This window comes from Erwinia magellanica (assembly GCF_039023495.1).
Classification (GTDB): domain Bacteria; phylum Pseudomonadota; class Gammaproteobacteria; order Enterobacterales; family Enterobacteriaceae; genus Erwinia.
In genome coordinates this window covers 279,485-295,941 of the sequence record NZ_JBCHVC010000001.1, presented here as the reverse complement: position 1 = coordinate 295,941, position 16,457 = coordinate 279,485, and the positions used below count along the sequence as shown (strand labels likewise).

The following is a 16,457-nucleotide window of genomic DNA, read 5'->3' as shown; positions in this document are numbered from 1 at the left end:
GGCGGTAGTTACGCCGCCCGCAGAGTCAGATAAGGCAGGGCCTTCAGGAAGCTGGCTCAAAAACGGCATTAAAGCCGAGTTTCGCCAGCAGGGTAGCAGCCTGCTCAGAATCACAAGCGACCTGCAAAGAGGACCACTCGCGACGTTCAAGGTAATTCTTGCGCAGGCGATCAAATTCGCCGGGAACAGCCGCCACCGCGCGCAGCGGCGCGTCATCGCGGCGCACATCATACACCAGATGCACCACTCTTTTCAGCGTTGGCTGGTCCAGCTCACCGTGAAGGGTGATGCGACCAAATTCGGGCGCGGGCAATAAGGTCTCCAGCGGCACCTGCTGAGGCTCGCCGAGGAAGGCGGTCCAGGCTTCAAATACCTGAGTAGTGCCGCGCGCTTTGCCTTCCAGCGTGTATCCGGCGATGTGAGCAGTGGCGATATCTACTTTCTCCAGCAACGGCAGCGAAAGCTCCGGCTCTGGCTCCCAGACATCAAGTACCACGCTGAGGTCGTCTCGCTGTTGCAGCACCTTCAGCAGCGCGGCATTATCCACTACCGGCCCACGGCAGGCGTTGATTAAGATTGTCCCTGGTTGCAGGGCCATCAGCAACGCCTCATCAGCAAGATGCAGCGTTTTGTATTCGCCCTGCTTAAACAGCGGCGTGTGGAAGGTCAGAATATCGGCCTCTGCCACCAGCGTTGAGAGCGGCAGAAACTCGCCCTCATCACCGCGATCGGCACGCGGCGGATCGCACAGCAGCGTTCTGATGCCCAGCGCTTCAAGGCGCGCCTGCAAACGGCCACCAACGTTACCCACGCCGACAATACCCACCGTGCGATCTTTCAGCTGAAAACCGTCACGCTCTGCCAGCAGCAGCAGCGCAGAGAAGACATATTCCACCACCGCAATGGCATTGCAGCCCGGCGCGGCAGAGAAGGCGATACCCTGCTCCTGTAACCAGGCCTCGTCAATGTGATCGGTTCCGGCAGTGGCCGTGCCGACAAACTTCACCGGTTTGCCGCTCAGCAGTTCCGCATTCACTTTCGTGACCGAACGCACCATTAAAGCATCCGCATCATCCAGTTCCGCCTGCGGGACCGGCCTACCCGGCACAGCCAGCACGTTGCCCGTGCGGCTGAAAAGCTCAAGGGCGTACGGCATATTTTCATCAACAAGGATTTTCACAATCGGTTCCTGCCTGGAGAGGAGTGGGCCGATATTCTGCCATAAACCTGCGAAACGGATAACCCTCAGGTGCGCTGATTAAGAGTTTACCCTTGCGGAGAGGAGAGCGTACACTGCCCCCCTTTTCTTACCTGGCGGATCTTACTATGAATTTTCTGTTTCCCCTGCTGGCAGTGCTGATCTGGTCGGTGAATGCCATTGTCAGCAAAGTGTCGGCTGGAGCGATCGATCCGGCGGCCATTTCATTCTATCGCTGGGTGTTAGCTTTACTGACCCTGACGCCTTTCGTGCTGCCTGCTGTCTGGCGCAATCGTCAGCAAATCAGAGCGGTGTGGTGGAAGCTGCTGATCCTGGGGCTGTTAGGTATGGTGCTCTATCAGAGTCTGGCCTATTACGCAGCGCACAGCGTAACCGCGCTGTTTATGGGGATCCTGAACGCGCTGATTCCGTTATTAACCGTGCTGATCAGTCTGCTGCTGCTGCGGCTGGCACCAACGCTGGGGATCCTGCTGGGCAGCCTGCTGTCGTTTAGCGGGCTGGTGTGGCTGGTGAGTCAGGGCAACCCCCAGCAACTGCTTTCGCAAGGCTTAGGTAAGGGGGAAGTGATGATGTTTGCCGCCTCCACTTCTTACGCCCTGTACGGCGTCCTGACCAAACGCTGGGCGATTGCCCTGCCTAACTGGCAAAGCCTCTATATGCAGATTGTGTTCGGCGTACTGCTGCTGCTCCCCAACTTTTTGCTGGCCCAGGACGTTTCGCTTAACCTGCACAATATTCCGCTGGTGCTGTTTGCCGGGATCCCGGCGTCAATTATCGCCCCTTTCCTCTGGATCCAGGGCGTGATGCGGATGGGAGCCAATACCGCGACCATTTTTATGAATCTGGCCCCGATCTTCACGGCAATTATCGCCGTGCTGTTCCTGCATGAGACGCTGCACAGCTATCATTTTATCGGCGGCGGCATTACTCTGCTGGGCGTTTTTCTGGCGCAACGGCTGCGAACTCCTCTGCGGCTGAAGCGGGCAGCGACGGCGGATTCCGATCCCACTGCGTAAACGCCAGCCGAACCAGTAGCCCTCCCAGCGCCGGACTGCTGTGCAGTTCGGCCTGAGTGCCATGCCAGTCGGCAATATCTTTCACCAGCGCCAACCCAAGCCCGGCACCGCCCACGGCATCGCTCTCCGTTAAGCGATGAAAGGGCTGCATCGCCTGCTGGCGCTGCGCGGCAGCTATCCCCTTCCCGCTGTCTTCAACCGTCAGTATGCCGTCGCGCACGCTGACGGTTATGGTACCTTTGGCCGGCGTGTACTTAATGGCATTATCAATAAGATTGGCGCAAAGCTCACCAATCAGCAGCGCATCGCCGCGCACCAGAAACGCCTCTTCCCCCTCATAGCCTAAATCGATCTGTTTTGCTCTGGCCTGGGCGAAATGAGAGAAACAGGCCTCTTTGGCCAGCGCGGCCAGATCCACCGCCTGCAACGGCATCTCTGTAGTCTGGTGTGCCCGCAGACGCGAAAGCTGTAACAGGCGGTTGGTGAGCGAGATGGTTTCATCCAGCGTGACGCGCATGGCTTGTAAACTCTCTTTCCAGCTTTCGGGGTGGTCGCTTTTCAGCGCTACCGCCACCTGTGTTTTCAGGATGGTAAGCGGGGTTCGCAACTGATGCGAGGCGTCGGCGCTAAATCGTTGCTGGCGCGCCATCATTTGACGCAGCCGCTCTATATAGCGATTCACGGAGAGTATCAGCGGCTGCATTTCAGCCCACGGCAATACCGCCGGTAAAGGGGTGAGATCGCCAGGGTCCCGGCGCGCCATCAGGCCAGACAAGCGGCGCAACGGTCGCAGCACTTTTTTCAGCATCACGGCGGCCAGTAGCAGCGTCATCAGGACCAGCGCCCCCTGGCTGAGCAGCGCCGTCTTCAGCAATTTTCCCGCAAACTCTTCGCGGGAAGTCAGCGTTTCTGCTACCAGAATCAGCGCCATGCCTTGAAGGTTCTCCTCGCTCACCGGCTGCCAGAGCGCGGCTACCCGGATAGGCTGCTGACGGTAAGTCGCATCATAGAAGTGTACCAGCGCGGGATAATTCACTGAACGCGGCACATCCGCAGGCAGCGGGGGGATATCGTCATAACCGGAAAGCGTTTTGCCTTCCGGCGAGATAACCTGGTAAAACAGCTGATCGTTCATGTTCCGTTCGAAGCTGTCCAGCACCACCCAGGGGACATCCACTTCCAGATGATTGTTCTTTACGCGCAGCCGTTCCGCCACGGTGCGGGCTGAAGCCAGCAGCGAACGATCGTAAGCCTGGGTAGCGGCCTGTAGTGCGCTTGCATAGTGGGTATAAACAGAAAGCCCCCACAGCAGGATCAGCGGCAGCCCCAGCCATAACAGCAGCTGCCGACGCAGGGAAACCGGCTTTATGGCTGACATTCGAGGCTGTAGCCCAATCCACGCAGCGTTACGATTGAGACATTACTGCCGGAGAGTTTCTTTCTGACGCGGTGCACATAGAGTTCAATGCTTTCCTGACTGGCCTCATCCGCCAGGGTAAAAGTTTGCTCATAGAGCTGCTGGCGCGACACCGGACGTCCGCGCCTTTGCATCAGTGTGGTAAGCACGCTGGATTCTCGCGGGGTCAACGCCAGCGGCTTGTGCTGAAGTTCAAAGTAGCCTTCATCATGAAAAATCAGCTCGCCAAAGGCCTGCGCTTCCTGGCTCTGGCCCTGGCTGCGCCGCAGCAATGCCCGGATGCGCGCCTCCAGCTCTTCCAGCTCGAAAGGCTTGCTCAGATAGTCATCTGCTCCCTGATTCAACCCGCGTACGCGGTCTGCCACTCCGGTTCTTGCCGTCAGCAGCAGCACCGGCACGTTCTGCCCTCTTTTTCGCATTCGCCCCAGCAACGACAGACCATCCAGCCTGGGCAGCGAGATATCCAGCACCACCAGCGAGTACTGTTCCGTTTGTAATACCTGATCCGCAGCCAACCCATCGGCCAGCCAGTCAACGGCAAACCCTGCCTGGGTTAACGCCTTTTGCAGCCAGCAAGCCAGTCCGGCCGTATCTTCTACCAGTAAGAGACGCATATCACATCCTGTCAGTTTTCCTGCCCATTGAAAGGTAAATGAAAGGTTAATGTTTTAACAATTCTATAACCCCGGAAGTTCGGGAAAGCTCACACTCTGGAAGAAAAGAACGGAGCAATTAATGAAAAAAATGACCCGCACTGCGCTTGCCGCTGCTTTGCTGACCCTGGCTTCGCAGGCCAGCTTTGCCGCTGAAGCCCCGGATCGTACCGAATGTATTGCCCCGGCAAAACCTGGCGGCGGCTTTGATCTGACCTGTAAGCTGCTTCAGGTTTCGCTACAGGAAACCAAACAGATTGAGTCGCCAATGCGCGTAACCTATATGCCCGGCGGCGTGGGCGCTGTGGCTTACAATGCCATCGTTGCCCAGCGCCCGGCAGAGGCCGGAACCGTAGTGGCCTTTTCCGGCGGCTCGTTACTCAATCTTTCTCAGGGAAAATTTGGTCGTTATACCGTCGATGACGTGAAATGGCTGGCCGCCGTGGGCACCGATTACGGCATGGTCGCGGTGCGGGCAGACTCGCCTTATAAAGATCTGAAAGAGCTGATGGCCGCAATGAAAGCCGACCCGAACAAAGTGGTGGTGGGCGCCGGCGCATCCATTGGCAGCCAGGACTGGATGAAAACCGCCCTGCTCGCCCGCGAGGTGGGAATCGATCCCCGTAAAATGCGCTATGTGGCGTTTGAAGGCGGCGGTGAACCCGTTACCGCGCTGCTGGGCAACCATATTCAGGTGGTTTCCGGCGACATGAGTGAGATGGTTCCACACCTGAAAGCGGGCAAGTTACGCGTGCTGGCGGTAATGGCACCGAACCGACTGCCGGGGCAGCTTGCAGATGTTCCTACAGCTAAAGAGCAGGGCTTTGACATTGAATGGCCGGTGATCCGTGGCTTCTATCTGGGGCCGAAAGTCACCGATGCGGAATATAACTGGTGGTCTGACGCGTTCAAAAAAATGGTCGCCACGGATGAGTTCAAAAAACAGCGTGATATGCGCGGCCTGTTTGAATTCAATATGTTCGGTCAGGAGCTGGATAGCTATGTGAAGAAACAGGTCAACGACTACCGCGAAAAAGCCAAATCCTTTGGCCTGGCGAAATAACAGGAGCGCCCAATGAGCGATCGTATCTTTGCCGGCATCTGGCTGCTGCTCTGTCTGGGCGGACTTTATATCGCCTGGGGGCTGCACAGCGAATACAGCTACGAGCCTGTAGGCCCCCGACCCTTTCCGATGATTATCCTCGGGCTGATGGCTCTCTGTGCAATCTGCATGCTGCTGCGAAAGCCCGACACTATTCACTGGCCAAAACGCGGGACGTTGCTGAGGCTGCTGGCATTGATGGCGATCATGGTGCTGTACGGCTTGTTTTTTGAGCGTCTTGGCTTCCCGGTCATGACCGCGTTCCTCACCTTTAGTATCGGCATGCTGTTTGGCGCACGCTGGTGGGCGGCGGCGATCTCTGGCGTGATAATGGGCGCGGCGCTGTTTTACGCGTTTGACCGCCTGCTGGAAGTGACTTTACCGCTCGGCAGCTGGCTGAGCTAACGGAGAACCGCATGGAAACCTGGTCTTTTCTTATGCAGGGGTTTGCGGTCGCGATGACGCCAACCAACCTGCTGATTGCCTTAGTTGGCTGCTTTATCGGTACCATTGTGGGTCTGCTGCCGGGGCTTGGCCCGATTAACGGCGTAGCCATCCTGATGCCACTGGCGTTTGCGCTGCACCTGCCTGCGGAATCAGCGCTGATCCTGCTGGCTACGGTCTATATTGGCTGCGAATATGGCGGACGCATCTCCTCTATTCTGCTGAACGTGCCGGGGGATGCTGGCGCTATTATGACCGCGCTGGATGGCTACCCCATGGCGAAACAGGGGCGCGCAGGCGTTGCGCTTTCCATTTCCGCCGTCAGCTCCTTTGTTGGGTCAACCATCGCCATTCTGGGCATTATTCTGTTTGCTCCCATCCTGGCAAACTGGTCGCTGGCCTTTGGCCCGGCGGAGTACTTTGCGCTGATGGTGTTCGCTATTGCCTGTCTGGGCAGCATGATGAGCCAGAACCCGCTGAAATCTTTCCTGGCCGCGTTAATCGGCCTGGGCATGGCGACGGTCGGCGTCGATGCCAACACGGGCGTTTATCGCTTCACCTTCGAAAGCGTGCATCTCTCTGACGGTATCCAGTTTGTTGTGGTGGTCATTGGCTTGTTCTCAGTCAGCGAAATTCTGCTGATGCTGGAGTCAACCAGCGGCGGACAGAAAGTGGTGCGGGCCAGCGGCCGCATGATGTTCAATCTGAAAGAGGCGGCTGACTGTACGGGCGCAACCCTGCGTTCATCATTTGTCGGCTTTTTTGTTGGTGTGTTGCCAGGTGCAGGGGCGACCATCGCCAGTGCTATTGCCTATATGACCGAGAAGAAAATTCGCGGTGGCGAAACCTTTGGTAAAGGTGACATTCGCGGCGTGGCGGCACCGGAAGCCGCGAATAACGCCTCGGCCTGTGGGTCGTTTATCCCGATGCTGACGCTGGGTATTCCCGGTTCCGGCACCACGGCGGTGATGGTTGGCGCCCTGACGCTGTATAACATCACGCCGGGGCCTGCGATGTTTACCGAGCAGCCCGATATTGTCTGGGGGCTGATTGCTGCTCTGCTGATTGGTAACGTGATGCTGCTGATCATGAACATTCCGATGATCAATATCTTTGCACGGATGCTGACAATCCCGCTCTGGTTCCTGGTCCCGGCTATTGCGGCTATCTCTACGGTCGGAGTCTATGCCGTGCACAGCAATACCTTTGACCTGCTGCTGATGGTGGGACTGGGTATATTCGGCTATATCCTGCGTAAGATGGATTTCCCGATGTCGCCGCTGATCCTGGGCTTTGTGCTGGGCGAAATGCTGGAGCAGAACCTGCGCCGCGCCCTGTCAATCAGCAACGGTAATCTTCCTATCCTGTGGGAAAGCCTGATCTGTAAAGTATTGCTGGTGCTGGCCGTGGCGGTGCTGGTGGTTCCCTTTATCTGGAAACGCTGGCGGCGCAGGCGTTTACAGGCTGTGACTGAGTAAATAAAAAGCGGCCGGGGCAACCCGGCCTTTTCTTTATCCGTTAAAGGAAAATATTTCCCCCAGCCAGGCCCACGCTACTACCTATCACCGGGCGGGATTGTTATCATAGTCAATCACCCTTTCTCCGGCCTGCCCCGGATGTTGACCTTTGAGTTAAGGATTTTTTCATGCAACCTCTTAGCGGCCCCGGTGCGCCGATCCCTGGCGATCGTACAGCGGTCGATGCCAAAGCAGGCACTACCCGCCCCGGCCCTGGAGATCAGCCGCTGACGCCGGTCCAGCGCACCACGCTGGAAAGACTGATTGTCAAAATTATGGCGCTGAGTTCGCTGAAGTCGCCTGAGCTGTGGGCTGGCTTGCGTCATGAAGTGGGGGTGAAAAACGATGCGGGCCTGCTGGCGCGCCATTTCCCTGCGGCGGAACAGTTTCTCAATACCCGCCTCTCTCAGGTGCAGAATACCCACGCTAACCGCCAGCTTTTCCAGCAGCTGACGGATCTGTTGCCGCAGGGAAACAACCGCCAGGCGGTGAGCGATTTTATCCGTCAACAGTTTGGCCATACGGTGCTCAGCTCGCTCAATCCTGACCAGCTGCGTCAGGTATTAACCATGTTGCAGAATGGTCAGATGGCGATCCCGCAGCCGCAGCAAAACCGTATCAGCGACCGCACGCTGCTGCCTGCTGAACATCATACGCTGAATCAGCAAATCGCCCGCCTGGCTGCTGCCACGGGCGAACAGCCAGTGAAGCTGTGGGCTTCGGTTATGAAAGTGGTTAACCTGCATAGCGGCGATCCTATTCCTTCGCGCCTGTACCCGCTGCTGACACAGTATCTCCAGGTCAGCCAGACGCTGAGCCAGCATGCCGCCCCAACGCTGCCGATGCTGCTCTCCTCGCTGAAAGTGCCGCCGGACCATGCCGAGCAGCGCATGCTGGAGGATGCCAGCCTGCAACGTTTTCAGCAGCCGCCGCAGGCTATCCTTACTCCCGCCCAGGCCCAGGACCTGATGAACCTGCTGTTTGCCCGCCGTGCCGAACGCCTGCGCGAACAGCAGGTGGCCGACATCGATATCCAGCCGCAGCCGATTGTTGCGCCGCTGTTTGGCTATGTGCCGCCGGTTCTACAGCCGCTGGTGAACCGTCCGGCCTTTACCGCATTTGCGGTACTGGTGCTGATCCTGTTTCTGCTATGGATTTTCTTTTGAGTCTCTGACAACCACACTTGTTTAACGTTGACTCCGCAGGCCACTCTCCTGCCGCCTTCCCTGCGTGACCGGATGCTGGTCACGCAGCCAGAATCATTTAACCTCGCGAAGTTTTTCTGCTTTCCATTCTTCATAAGTCGCTTCAAGAAACCAGAGACAGGATGCGCCCTTATGGTTACTTAGCAGCGCCAGACGTGTGCGGCGATAAAAATCCTCCAGAATTTCAGGGGGCTTTTCAACCGGTACGCCGCAGACAATATCAGTCCCGATCACATGCGGCCATTTACCGGCATCAATGACGCTGAGCCCAATCAGCGCTCTGGGCGTGTTTGCCATCAGAGCGGAAGCCAACGCCTCTTCCAGGTTGACAGCCTGCTGAACATCGGCGGCAGCGGCAAGGTCGGGGATTTTATTCAGCCATACCAGCTCACCAGCGGCGATGCCTTTCAGGGCATCCGGCCACTCTATTTTGTCCGCCATTGAGGTGGCGACCATACAGGGGAGCAATAACAGCAGGGCGAGGCGCTACATCGTACCACCTCAAGAATTCAGCCTTCACGCAAAATGCACCGCCTCGTGGTTTGGGACATAATGATACAACCTTCTGAAGCGAACCCTGCGGCCTTACCCACGCGCTCGCCATGTATACGAAATGCCCGCTGAAGTTTATCGGGTGCTATAAGACTGGAAAGCGTTAACCTGTTGCTGGACGGGTCACGCTGTTGGGCGTTCGTTCCAGGCGTCCGTATACTGGATGTTGCCATCCTTATAAAGCCAGGTAATTTTAGCATAGCGCAGCTGTACATTTTCCATGTGACCAGTACCGGGACAATCCTTTGTATCATGCATCACTGGCGTGATTGAAATCACTTTCACACCTTCCATTAAAATGTTGAAGTATTCCGCTTCTTGCCCTGCGTCGTTGATATGGTAGAACTTAAATTCAGCGCTTTGCAGCGTCTGTCCAGTGGCAACAGCTTTGTAAAGATAGGGTGAAGAGGAATCAATAGCTTTAGTGAGACTAAATGCAGAATGCTGGCGCGTTCCCGTTAATTTACCTGTAGCACCATCGGTGGGAATGCTGAGATTATGAATCAAATCCCGAAGCTCTATACTTCCCTCACGATCATGAACATCGGAACCGCCGCGAATCATTGCCCCGCCATCGTCTTTCAAAAACAGGTGAACTGGTACAGCCATTTTAAAGCTCCTTGTTGTCAGTCTCTCATGCCGTTAGCGATTATGTTGATAACGGGTATTACGGCTATCCCGTCTGCGTAGAACAAATCTGAGTTAGTGAAGTTATAAATCTTCCCACTTACTTTCACGTTTATTGTATTCCCGTAGGCTGTAGCTATAACTGAGTTAGTATTTGTCTCAAGGAACGGGGAACGCTTTTTCAGAGCCTCTATTACGTCACTATTTCCTTCATCTTTATCAAGGTAGAAGCGGTAAATGTCCGAAACTGTAGCGTTTCCCTCATCATATTTCGTGACGTATAACCAGACGCTGTCTGACAACTTTTGCTTGCTCACAAATACATCATGGGGAGGTGCATTGAAAAAATAGTGCCAGGCTGCGTAACTGCCAACAAGCAGCAATAAGACTACTGTAAGCACACAGTGCAGAGTTCTAATAACCGATCTTCTTTGCATAGTGGATACCTTGTCTAATCCAATATTGATCGTGCGGGTCATCACCATACGGCGGCTTTTGGTACCAATGCCCCCACCCTTTCCTGTTTGTTTTAGCTCTTTCTTGTGCAAAACCAGCGCCCATTAATAAAATCTCTGCAGGTATTCCTGCAGCGAAGCCAGTAGCCCCGTAGTGAAAGTTACCGAAGTTCTCAAGCTCTGGGTGATGCTGTTTGTAATCCCACGGCCCACGGTTTCTAACTTGATAGTAAAACCATATATAAGTTAAAGGCGTTGCCATATCGCGAGACATACCATGAGCGCGAGCTATGCGCATGTGATCTAAAACTAGTGCGATTCCCTGCAGAGGTAGAAAAGGTATAACTGCCATGTTAACCCCTTATTTCTAAGTGATTAACAATCGTACACTTGTGCAATGAGACAAGAAAAAGATTTTTCCGCGAAAGTTTTGATTTAAGACATAGCAAATCTATTGCTTGTTAGTGGTGAGACAATGCGTGGTGGATTTGACCCTGTATATTCCAACTGGCTCTCTCGTTTTCCTGAAAGAAAATATAGCGTTTGCATGCCAAAAATGCCTCTCACTCCTGAACAACAGATCAAAGAACTGAAACAGCCGCTGTTTGAATCAGAAAACAAAGCTCAGTTTCTTGAAGCGGTTGTCAAAGTGATAAAGAGTGAGTTCAGCGCCGCGCTGACAAAAAAAAGCAGTCAGCCGTCTTGTCACGCAAATACCAATGCCGCGATTGAGAGTAACGTGTACCTGCCGCCGTATGGGGATTAGCCTACAGGCAAAGTGCAACGTAACGCAGGGCTAGTCAGCCAGGCTGGTATCAGAGCGGGATTAAAGCTCCCCAGGCTTTCGTCACTCTACGCCGTTCCGCCGCGCCATAAAAGTGAGATGCCGGGCTTCTCTGCCCTGACGCGGGCAGAGAGCTGACTCAACTTGATTACTGATGGCGGGCGAAGTTTAAAATCACCACAATCCCCGCGACTGCGCAGGCGGCGCCAGCCAGATAGACCGAACCATACCCTGACGATGTGGCAAGAATACCGGTTAACGGGCCGCTGGCACCGTAAGCAATATCCTGAAAGGCGGAGAATCCTCCCAGCGCCGTGCCGCGCACCTGTGGAGCGACACGTTTTACCACTTCCACCCCCAGCGCGGGGAAAACCAGTGAACAACCGGCACCGGTCAGCGCAGCCCCGGCCAGCGCCATCCAGGCCGTGGCAGAAAAGCCCAGCACCAGCAGCCCTGCCGCTTCAATGCTCAGCGAAATCAGGGCAACTCTGATGCCACCCAAACGGTCCGGCATCCAGCCAAACAGAATTCGCACCACGACAAAAGCGATGCCAAACGCCGTTAAGGCAAAACCCGCATTGCCCCACTGCTGGCTGGCAAAATAGAGCGTAGTAAAGGTGCCAATGACGGCGAAGCCCACCCCCTGTAATGCCAGACCGAATCCGGGGGAGAGGATCTGCCCCACCACCGACCATAATGACGGGCGTTCGCCGCCGTGGGTGGGCACCGGTTTGACCCAGACATTAAACAGCAAAGCGATCGCTGGCAGGATCATGGTGGCAATGCCCATCAGCATAAATCCTCCCTGACTGTGCAACATCAGGCCAAGCGGCGCACCCGCCGCCAGCGCACCATAAATCGCCATGCCGTTCCAGGACATCACCTTGCCGGAGCGCTTTGGCCCCACCAGCCCCAAGCCCCAGGTGAGGTTTCCGGTCAGCAGCTGGCTTTCGCCAAAACCGAGCAGCAGCCTTCCCACCACCAACAGCGCAAATTTACCCATCACCGGCAGCGGAAGGAGGGCAGCCAGCACATAGGCCAGCCCCACCAGGGTACAGGCGAACATGCCCTGCATCACCGAACGTTTGGCACCGCGCTGGTCAGCCAGCCTGCCGGCATAGCCTCGGGTCAATAGCGTCGCGAAGAACTGGATACCAACGGCAATGCCCACCATGACGTTATTCAGCCCTAACTCCTGATGTACAAAGAGCGGGATCACCGGCAGGGCAAGCCCCGCGGTCAGATAGGTAAGGAAAACAGCAAAAGAGATGCTGGCCAGCGAGGTTCCGGGACGGGTCGAACGGTCAGTGAGGGTGGTCGGCATGGATATCCTTGTTATTACGTCATGGCGCGCTTCGCCCGCACACCTGCTATTGCTGTAGCACTGTCAGAAGCACGTTGAATAACATCAAACGCTTACGCAACATCGTGACGCCGCTGAAGGGAAAAACTTTGCGGAAAATTGTGAAGTAAAGGCTCTCCGCCGTCAATCGTCACAGAAAACGCGTTGTAACCCGATTACGGGGTAAAGCAACCATAAAATCCGCTTCAGGCTGCCTGTTTCTTACCTCATCTGGGATCGATGTCGCAGTATTAACAACGAATTCCTCACAGAACGGCTTTAGTGAAGTTTTCTGACAGCTACTACGGTAATAATTTGAGTAAATGTTATAAAAACACCTTAAGTTACTTATATTTTAACAAAATAAAAACATAAATATGAAGTAAACATCCTACATGATTGACATATTTAACCTTTTATTAACCATATAGTTCAAATTTTATAACATAAAAAGTCACCCGTCACACTTCTGCCGGAAAGCTGCCTGCTCTGGCAGAAGCGCTTGCTATCGTGCTTGCGTAGTGAAAATCGCCTTGGTTCACTATAAGCCTGCAACCTGCGGGCAATAAAACGCATACTCCGCCCCTACAGAAAGGTATTGCTATGAAATTCAACGTCGCATTATGTGCAGGTTTGGTTTCTGCCTGCATGCTGTTCACAACACCCTCTTATTCAGCAGAAAAATATGATATCGCCGTGGTGGCGAAAGTAACAGGTATCCCGTGGTTTACCCGAATGGAAGTCGGGGTAAAAGAAGCAGCCACCAAGCTTGACGTTAATGCCTACCAGGTTGGCGGCTCCACCCCCGATCCGGCTCAGCAGGTCAAAGTGATTGAAGATCTGATCGCTAAAAAAGTCGACGCCATTATCGTGGTGCCCAACGATGCCAAAGTGCTTGAGCCGGTGCTGAAGAAAGCTCGCGAGCAGGGCATCGTAGTGCTGTCGCATGAGTCCCCAGACCAGCAGATTGGCCAGTGGGATGTCGAAACCATCGACAGCCAGAAGTACGCCGAAAAGAACATGGATGAGCTGGCCAGCGCCATGGGCGGTAAAGGGGGTTACGCCATTTATGTCGGCTCGCTGACCGTACCGCTGCACAACGCCTGGGCCGATGCGGCTATCAAATATCAGAAAGAGAAGTACCCGGGGATGAAGGAAGTGACCTCGCGTCTGCCGGTAGCTGAAAGTATTGATAAATCTTACGCTACCACGCTGGATCTGATGCGTACCTATCCTGACCTGAAAGGCATTATCGGTTTTGGTTCACTCGGCCCGATTGGCGCCGGTCAGGCAGTTAAAAGTAAACGCGCCAAAAACAAAATTGCCGTTGTAGGCATCGCAATGCCTGCTCAGGCTGCGCCTTATCTGGCCTCTGGTGACATCAAAAAAGCGCTGCTCTGGGATCCAAAAGATGCCGGTTTTGCACTGGTCAGCCTGGCCGACCAGCTGCTTCAGGGTAAACAGGTCAACAGCGATCTGACTATCGATGGGCTGGGCAAGGCGGATGTGGATATGAAAACGCATGTGATCCGCTTTAACCGCATTCTGGAAGTCACCAAAGATAACGCCAAAACGCTCGGCTTTTAGTAGCTGGATCCTGCCGGTCGATGGCTGACCGGCATTCAGGCCGCTTCCAGGGGTAGTTATTCTATGTCGCAAACGTTTCTCTCTCTTGAAAACATCAGTAAATCCTTTCCCGGTGTCAGGGCGCTGGATAACGTCAGCCTGACCCTGAAAAAAGGGGAAGTCCACTGCCTTGCCGGGCAGAATGGCTGCGGGAAAAGCACGCTCATCAAAGTGATTTCCGGCGTTTATCAGCCTGACAAAGGCTCGCACCTTGGCATTGATGGCAAGCTGTTCAGCCATCTCTCCCCTTCGCTCTCTGCTTTTTACGGCGTACAGGTGATTTATCAGGATCTGTCGCTGTTTCCGAATCTCACCGTCGCAGAGAATATCGCCATACACCGCTATCTGCCCGGCGGAGGTTTCTGGGTAAAACGCAGCGCCATGCGCAAGCTGGCGCTCGACACGCTCCAGCGCATCGGCGTAACGCTCGATCCCGACAGAAAAGTGGAAAAGCTCTCCATTGCCGATCGTCAGCTGGTTGCCATCTGTCGGGCGCTGGCGGCGGATGCCAGCCTTGTGATTATGGATGAACCCACCGCCTCGCTGACGCGCCATGAAGTGAACGGATTGCTGCGGGTCGTTAATGAGCTGAAGGCTGCGGGGATCTGCGTGGTCTTTGTCAGCCACAAGCTGGATGAAGTGATGGAGGTTGCAGACCGGATAAGCGTGATGCGCGACGGCAAGCTGGTAGGCACCTTCCCGGCCAGCGAGCTGAACAGCGATGAGCTGGCGTTCCTGATGACCGGACAGCGTTTTACCTTCAGCCATCTCCCGGCGCGCGCGGACAAAAGTGAAACTCCGCTGTTAGAGGTACGTAACCTCTCTCGTAAAGGGGAGTATCACTCAGTGAACCTCAGCCTGAGGCGGGGTGAAATCACCTCTATCGTTGGTCTGCTGGGAGCGGGGCGTACCGAGCTGTGTCTCTCGCTGTTTGGCATGACTCAGCCGGACAGCGGCGGCATCAGCATTGAGGGCAAAGAGGTGCGCCTGAAGAGCAATCGTGACGCCATTCGTCACGGAATTGCCTATGTCTCTGAGGATCGGCAGACCCAGGGGCTGGTGATGCAGCAGTCCATTTTTGACAATTTGCTGGTGCCGGTATTTAACCGTATTCGTAGCCGTACAGGCTTGCTGGACAGACGTAAAGCCCGCCATCAGGTAGCCACGCTGATCCACGACCTTAATATCAAGGTGTCAGACAGCCAGCTCCCGGTACAAACGCTTTCCGGTGGCAACGCCCAGCGCGTCGCCATTGCCAAATGGGTTCCCGCTCAGCCTAAAGTCCTGATCCTGGACTCCCCCACCGTCGGGGTCGACATTGCAAACAAAGAGGGGATCTATCGGATTGCCCGCGATCTCGCCGAATCTGGCATGGCGGTGTTGATGATCTGCGATGAAATTCCCGAGGCGTATTACAACAGCCATCGCGTGCTGGTGATGCGCAAAGGAGAGCTGGTGGCCAGCTTTGCCCCGCACCAGTGTCAGCAGGAAGAGATTGCCGGAGTGGTGAATGAATAACAAATTGCGTCATCTTATTACCCATCACGAATTCTGGCTGGGGATGTTAATCCTGCTGCTTGCGGCCGGGCTGAGCCTGCGTACCAGCGAGTTTCTGACCCTTGGCAATCTCACAGATGTCGCTACCAGCTATGCCATTTTGGGCATTCTGGCCTGCGGTCTGTTTGTGGTGCTGATTGCCGGCGGCATTGATATCTCTTTTCCGGCGATGACCGCTATCGCCCAGTATGTGATGGCCAGCACGATGCTGGCTCATGGCGGCAATTTCCTGCTGGTCTTCGCTATTGCCATGGCCTGCGGATTAATCCTTGGCCTGATCAACGGCGCGCTGGTCTACTTTCTGCGCGTACCGGCGATCATTATCACTATAGCCACGCTAAACCTGTTCTATGGACTGCTGGTCTGGTTCACCAACGGCACCTGGCTTTATGGTTTTCCCGACTGGTTTATGAACGGCATTAACTGGCTCTCCTTCACCGCCGCCGACGGCTATGAATATGGCCTGACGCTTCCCCTGCTCTGCCTGCTGGCGGTATTTGTGCTGACCGGTGTCCTGATGCGTTACACCCGTCTCGGCAGACAGATTTATGCCATGGGCGGCAGCCGGGAATCCGCTTCGCGGCTGGGAATGAACCTGCTGACGCTGCACTTCTATGTTTACGGCTATATGGGCCTGCTGGCGGGCGTTGCGGCGGTGGTGCAGGCGCAGACCACACAGTCGGTGGCACCCAACTCGCTGGTCGGGTATGAACTTACGGTGCTGGCAGCCGTGGTACTGGGCGGCACCAGTATGACCGGTGGCCGCGGGTCGCTGGTGGGTACGCTGCTGGGGGTGCTGCTGCTCGCTTTCCTGCAAAACGGGTTGACGCTGCTGGCGGTCTCCTCCTACTGGCATATGGTGTTTAGCGGGCTGATTATTCTGATCAGCGTCAGCGCCACAGCCTGGAATGAAAAACGCAAACTGGCGAAGGGGATATAGC

17 protein-coding genes are annotated in these 16,457 nt (G+C 55.3%); 9 read left to right on the top strand and 8 right to left on the bottom strand.

Features of this window, described 5'->3' with window-relative positions; translation table 11 throughout:
* Nucleotides 1-43 precede the first annotated feature (43 nt).
* Nucleotides 44-1,180, bottom strand: coding sequence for a 4-phosphoerythronate dehydrogenase PdxB (pdxB, locus tag AAH450_RS01450; protein ID WP_342908587.1), 1,137 nt, complete (start codon nt 1,178-1,180; stop codon nt 44-46).
* 146 nt (nt 1,181-1,326) lie between these two features.
* On the opposite strand from pdxB, the gene AAH450_RS01445 reads away from it, so the two are divergent.
* A complete protein-coding gene (locus tag AAH450_RS01445) occupies nt 1,327-2,235 on the top strand; it encodes a DMT family transporter (protein ID WP_342908586.1) in 909 nt (302 codons plus the stop codon).
* Here AAH450_RS01445 and AAH450_RS01440 read toward each other — a convergent pair.
* Both AAH450_RS01440 and tctD read right to left on the bottom strand, forming a co-directional pair.
* Nucleotides 2,144-3,613 (bottom strand): sensor histidine kinase, encoded by a 1,470-nt coding sequence (locus tag AAH450_RS01440; protein ID WP_342908585.1) that lies wholly within the window; start codon nt 3,611-3,613, stop codon nt 2,144-2,146. The genes AAH450_RS01445 and AAH450_RS01440 overlap by 92 nt on opposite strands.
* Nucleotides 3,601-4,266: a transcriptional regulator TctD gene (gene tctD, locus AAH450_RS01435; protein WP_342908584.1), complete on the bottom strand. Its 666-nt coding sequence runs from the start codon at nt 4,264-4,266 to the stop codon at nt 3,601-3,603. The genes AAH450_RS01440 and tctD overlap by 13 nt, the downstream gene beginning before the upstream one ends.
* Before the next feature lie 121 nt (nt 4,267-4,387).
* Here tctD and AAH450_RS01430 point away from each other — a divergent pair, with 121 nt between their 5' ends.
* From AAH450_RS01430 to flk, 4 genes are all read left to right on the top strand, one after another.
* Nucleotides 4,388-5,368 carry a Bug family tripartite tricarboxylate transporter substrate binding protein gene (locus tag AAH450_RS01430; RefSeq protein WP_342908583.1) on the top strand — a complete coding sequence of 327 codons (981 nt, stop codon included), beginning with the start codon at nt 4,388-4,390 and terminating at the stop codon, nt 5,366-5,368.
* Between the two features lie 12 nt (nt 5,369-5,380).
* Complete coding sequence (locus AAH450_RS01425; protein ID WP_342908582.1) at nt 5,381-5,812, top strand: tripartite tricarboxylate transporter TctB family protein; 432 nt, start codon at nt 5,381-5,383, stop codon at nt 5,810-5,812.
* Between the two features lie 11 nt (nt 5,813-5,823).
* Nucleotides 5,824-7,329 (top strand): tripartite tricarboxylate transporter permease, encoded by a 1,506-nt coding sequence (locus AAH450_RS01420; protein WP_318790820.1) that lies wholly within the window; start codon nt 5,824-5,826, stop codon nt 7,327-7,329.
* A 167-nt stretch (nt 7,330-7,496) separates the two neighbouring features.
* The gene (gene flk / locus AAH450_RS01415; RefSeq protein WP_342908581.1) at nt 7,497-8,534 is read left to right on the top strand and encodes a flagella biosynthesis regulator Flk; all 1,038 of its coding nucleotides are present in this window, start codon (nt 7,497-7,499) and stop codon (nt 8,532-8,534) included.
* A gap of 93 nt (nt 8,535-8,627) precedes the next feature.
* On the opposite strand, the gene AAH450_RS01410 is transcribed toward flk, so the two are convergent.
* From AAH450_RS01410 to AAH450_RS01395, 4 genes are all read right to left on the bottom strand, one after another.
* A complete protein-coding gene (locus AAH450_RS01410) occupies nt 8,628-9,014 on the bottom strand; it encodes a hypothetical protein (RefSeq protein ID WP_342908580.1) in 387 nt (128 codons plus the stop codon).
* A 234-nt stretch (nt 9,015-9,248) separates the two neighbouring features.
* Nucleotides 9,249-9,734: an Hcp family type VI secretion system effector gene (locus tag AAH450_RS01405; RefSeq protein ID WP_342908579.1), complete on the bottom strand. Its 486-nt coding sequence runs from the start codon at nt 9,732-9,734 to the stop codon at nt 9,249-9,251.
* A 17-nt stretch (nt 9,735-9,751) separates the two neighbouring features.
* A complete protein-coding gene (locus AAH450_RS01400; RefSeq protein WP_342908578.1) occupies nt 9,752-10,069 on the bottom strand; it encodes a hypothetical protein in 318 nt (105 codons plus the stop codon).
* A 97-nt stretch (nt 10,070-10,166) separates the two neighbouring features.
* Nucleotides 10,167-10,559 (bottom strand): polymorphic toxin type 44 domain-containing protein, encoded by a 393-nt coding sequence (locus AAH450_RS01395; protein ID WP_342908577.1) that lies wholly within the window; start codon nt 10,557-10,559, stop codon nt 10,167-10,169.
* Between the two features lie 123 nt (nt 10,560-10,682).
* Here AAH450_RS01395 and AAH450_RS01390 point away from each other — a divergent pair, with 123 nt between their 5' ends.
* Nucleotides 10,683-10,973 (top strand): hypothetical protein, encoded by a 291-nt coding sequence (locus tag AAH450_RS01390; RefSeq protein WP_342908576.1) that lies wholly within the window; start codon nt 10,683-10,685, stop codon nt 10,971-10,973.
* A 166-nt stretch (nt 10,974-11,139) separates the two neighbouring features.
* Here AAH450_RS01390 and AAH450_RS01385 read toward each other — a convergent pair whose 3' ends face one another.
* Complete coding sequence (locus AAH450_RS01385) at nt 11,140-12,315, bottom strand: MFS transporter (protein WP_342908575.1); 1,176 nt, start codon at nt 12,313-12,315, stop codon at nt 11,140-11,142.
* A gap of 621 nt (nt 12,316-12,936) precedes the next feature.
* On the opposite strand from AAH450_RS01385, the gene AAH450_RS01380 reads away from it, so the two are divergent.
* The 3 genes from AAH450_RS01380 to AAH450_RS01370 all read left to right on the top strand — a co-directional run bounded on the left by AAH450_RS01380 (nt 12,937) and on the right by AAH450_RS01370 (nt 16,456).
* A complete protein-coding gene (locus AAH450_RS01380) occupies nt 12,937-13,920 on the top strand; it encodes an autoinducer 2 ABC transporter substrate-binding protein (protein ID WP_342908574.1) in 984 nt (327 codons plus the stop codon).
* Between the two features lie 63 nt (nt 13,921-13,983).
* Nucleotides 13,984-15,477 (top strand): sugar ABC transporter ATP-binding protein, encoded by a 1,494-nt coding sequence (locus AAH450_RS01375; protein WP_342908573.1) that lies wholly within the window; start codon nt 13,984-13,986, stop codon nt 15,475-15,477.
* Entirely contained in the window at nt 15,470-16,456 is a 987-nt protein-coding gene (locus tag AAH450_RS01370; protein ID WP_342908572.1) for an ABC transporter permease, read from the top strand. Before AAH450_RS01375 ends, AAH450_RS01370 begins: the two co-directional genes overlap by 8 nt.
* Nucleotide 16,457 lies beyond the last annotated feature (1 nt).

Bases quoted from the DNA above. Each gene is read 5' to 3' on its own strand.
- AAH450_RS01445 (WP_342908586.1), top strand. From the start codon at position 1,327: ATGAATTTTCTGTTTCCCCTGCTGGCAGTGCTGATCTGGTCGGTGAAT.
- AAH450_RS01440 (WP_342908585.1), bottom strand. From the start codon at position 3,613: ATGTCAGCCATAAAGCCGGTTTCCCTGCGTCGGCAGCTGCTGTTATGG.
- tctD (WP_342908584.1), bottom strand. From the start codon at position 4,266: ATGCGTCTCTTACTGGTAGAAGATACGGCCGGACTGGCTTGCTGGCTG.
- AAH450_RS01430 (WP_342908583.1), top strand. From the start codon at position 4,388: ATGAAAAAAATGACCCGCACTGCGCTTGCCGCTGCTTTGCTGACCCTG.
- AAH450_RS01425 (WP_342908582.1), top strand. From the start codon at position 5,381: ATGAGCGATCGTATCTTTGCCGGCATCTGGCTGCTGCTCTGTCTGGGC.
- AAH450_RS01420 (WP_318790820.1), top strand. From the start codon at position 5,824: ATGGAAACCTGGTCTTTTCTTATGCAGGGGTTTGCGGTCGCGATGACG.
- flk (WP_342908581.1), top strand. From the start codon at position 7,497: ATGCAACCTCTTAGCGGCCCCGGTGCGCCGATCCCTGGCGATCGTACA.
- AAH450_RS01410 (WP_342908580.1), bottom strand. From the start codon at position 9,014: ATGGCGGACAAAATAGAGTGGCCGGATGCCCTGAAAGGCATCGCCGCT.
- AAH450_RS01405 (WP_342908579.1), bottom strand. From the start codon at position 9,734: ATGGCTGTACCAGTTCACCTGTTTTTGAAAGACGATGGCGGGGCAATG.
- AAH450_RS01395 (WP_342908577.1), bottom strand. From the start codon at position 10,559: ATGGCAGTTATACCTTTTCTACCTCTGCAGGGAATCGCACTAGTTTTA.
- AAH450_RS01390 (WP_342908576.1), top strand. From the start codon at position 10,683: ATGCGTGGTGGATTTGACCCTGTATATTCCAACTGGCTCTCTCGTTTT.
- AAH450_RS01385 (WP_342908575.1), bottom strand. From the start codon at position 12,315: ATGCCGACCACCCTCACTGACCGTTCGACCCGTCCCGGAACCTCGCTG.
- AAH450_RS01380 (WP_342908574.1), top strand. From the start codon at position 12,937: ATGAAATTCAACGTCGCATTATGTGCAGGTTTGGTTTCTGCCTGCATG.
- AAH450_RS01375 (WP_342908573.1), top strand. From the start codon at position 13,984: ATGTCGCAAACGTTTCTCTCTCTTGAAAACATCAGTAAATCCTTTCCC.
- AAH450_RS01370 (WP_342908572.1), top strand. From the start codon at position 15,470: ATGAATAACAAATTGCGTCATCTTATTACCCATCACGAATTCTGGCTG.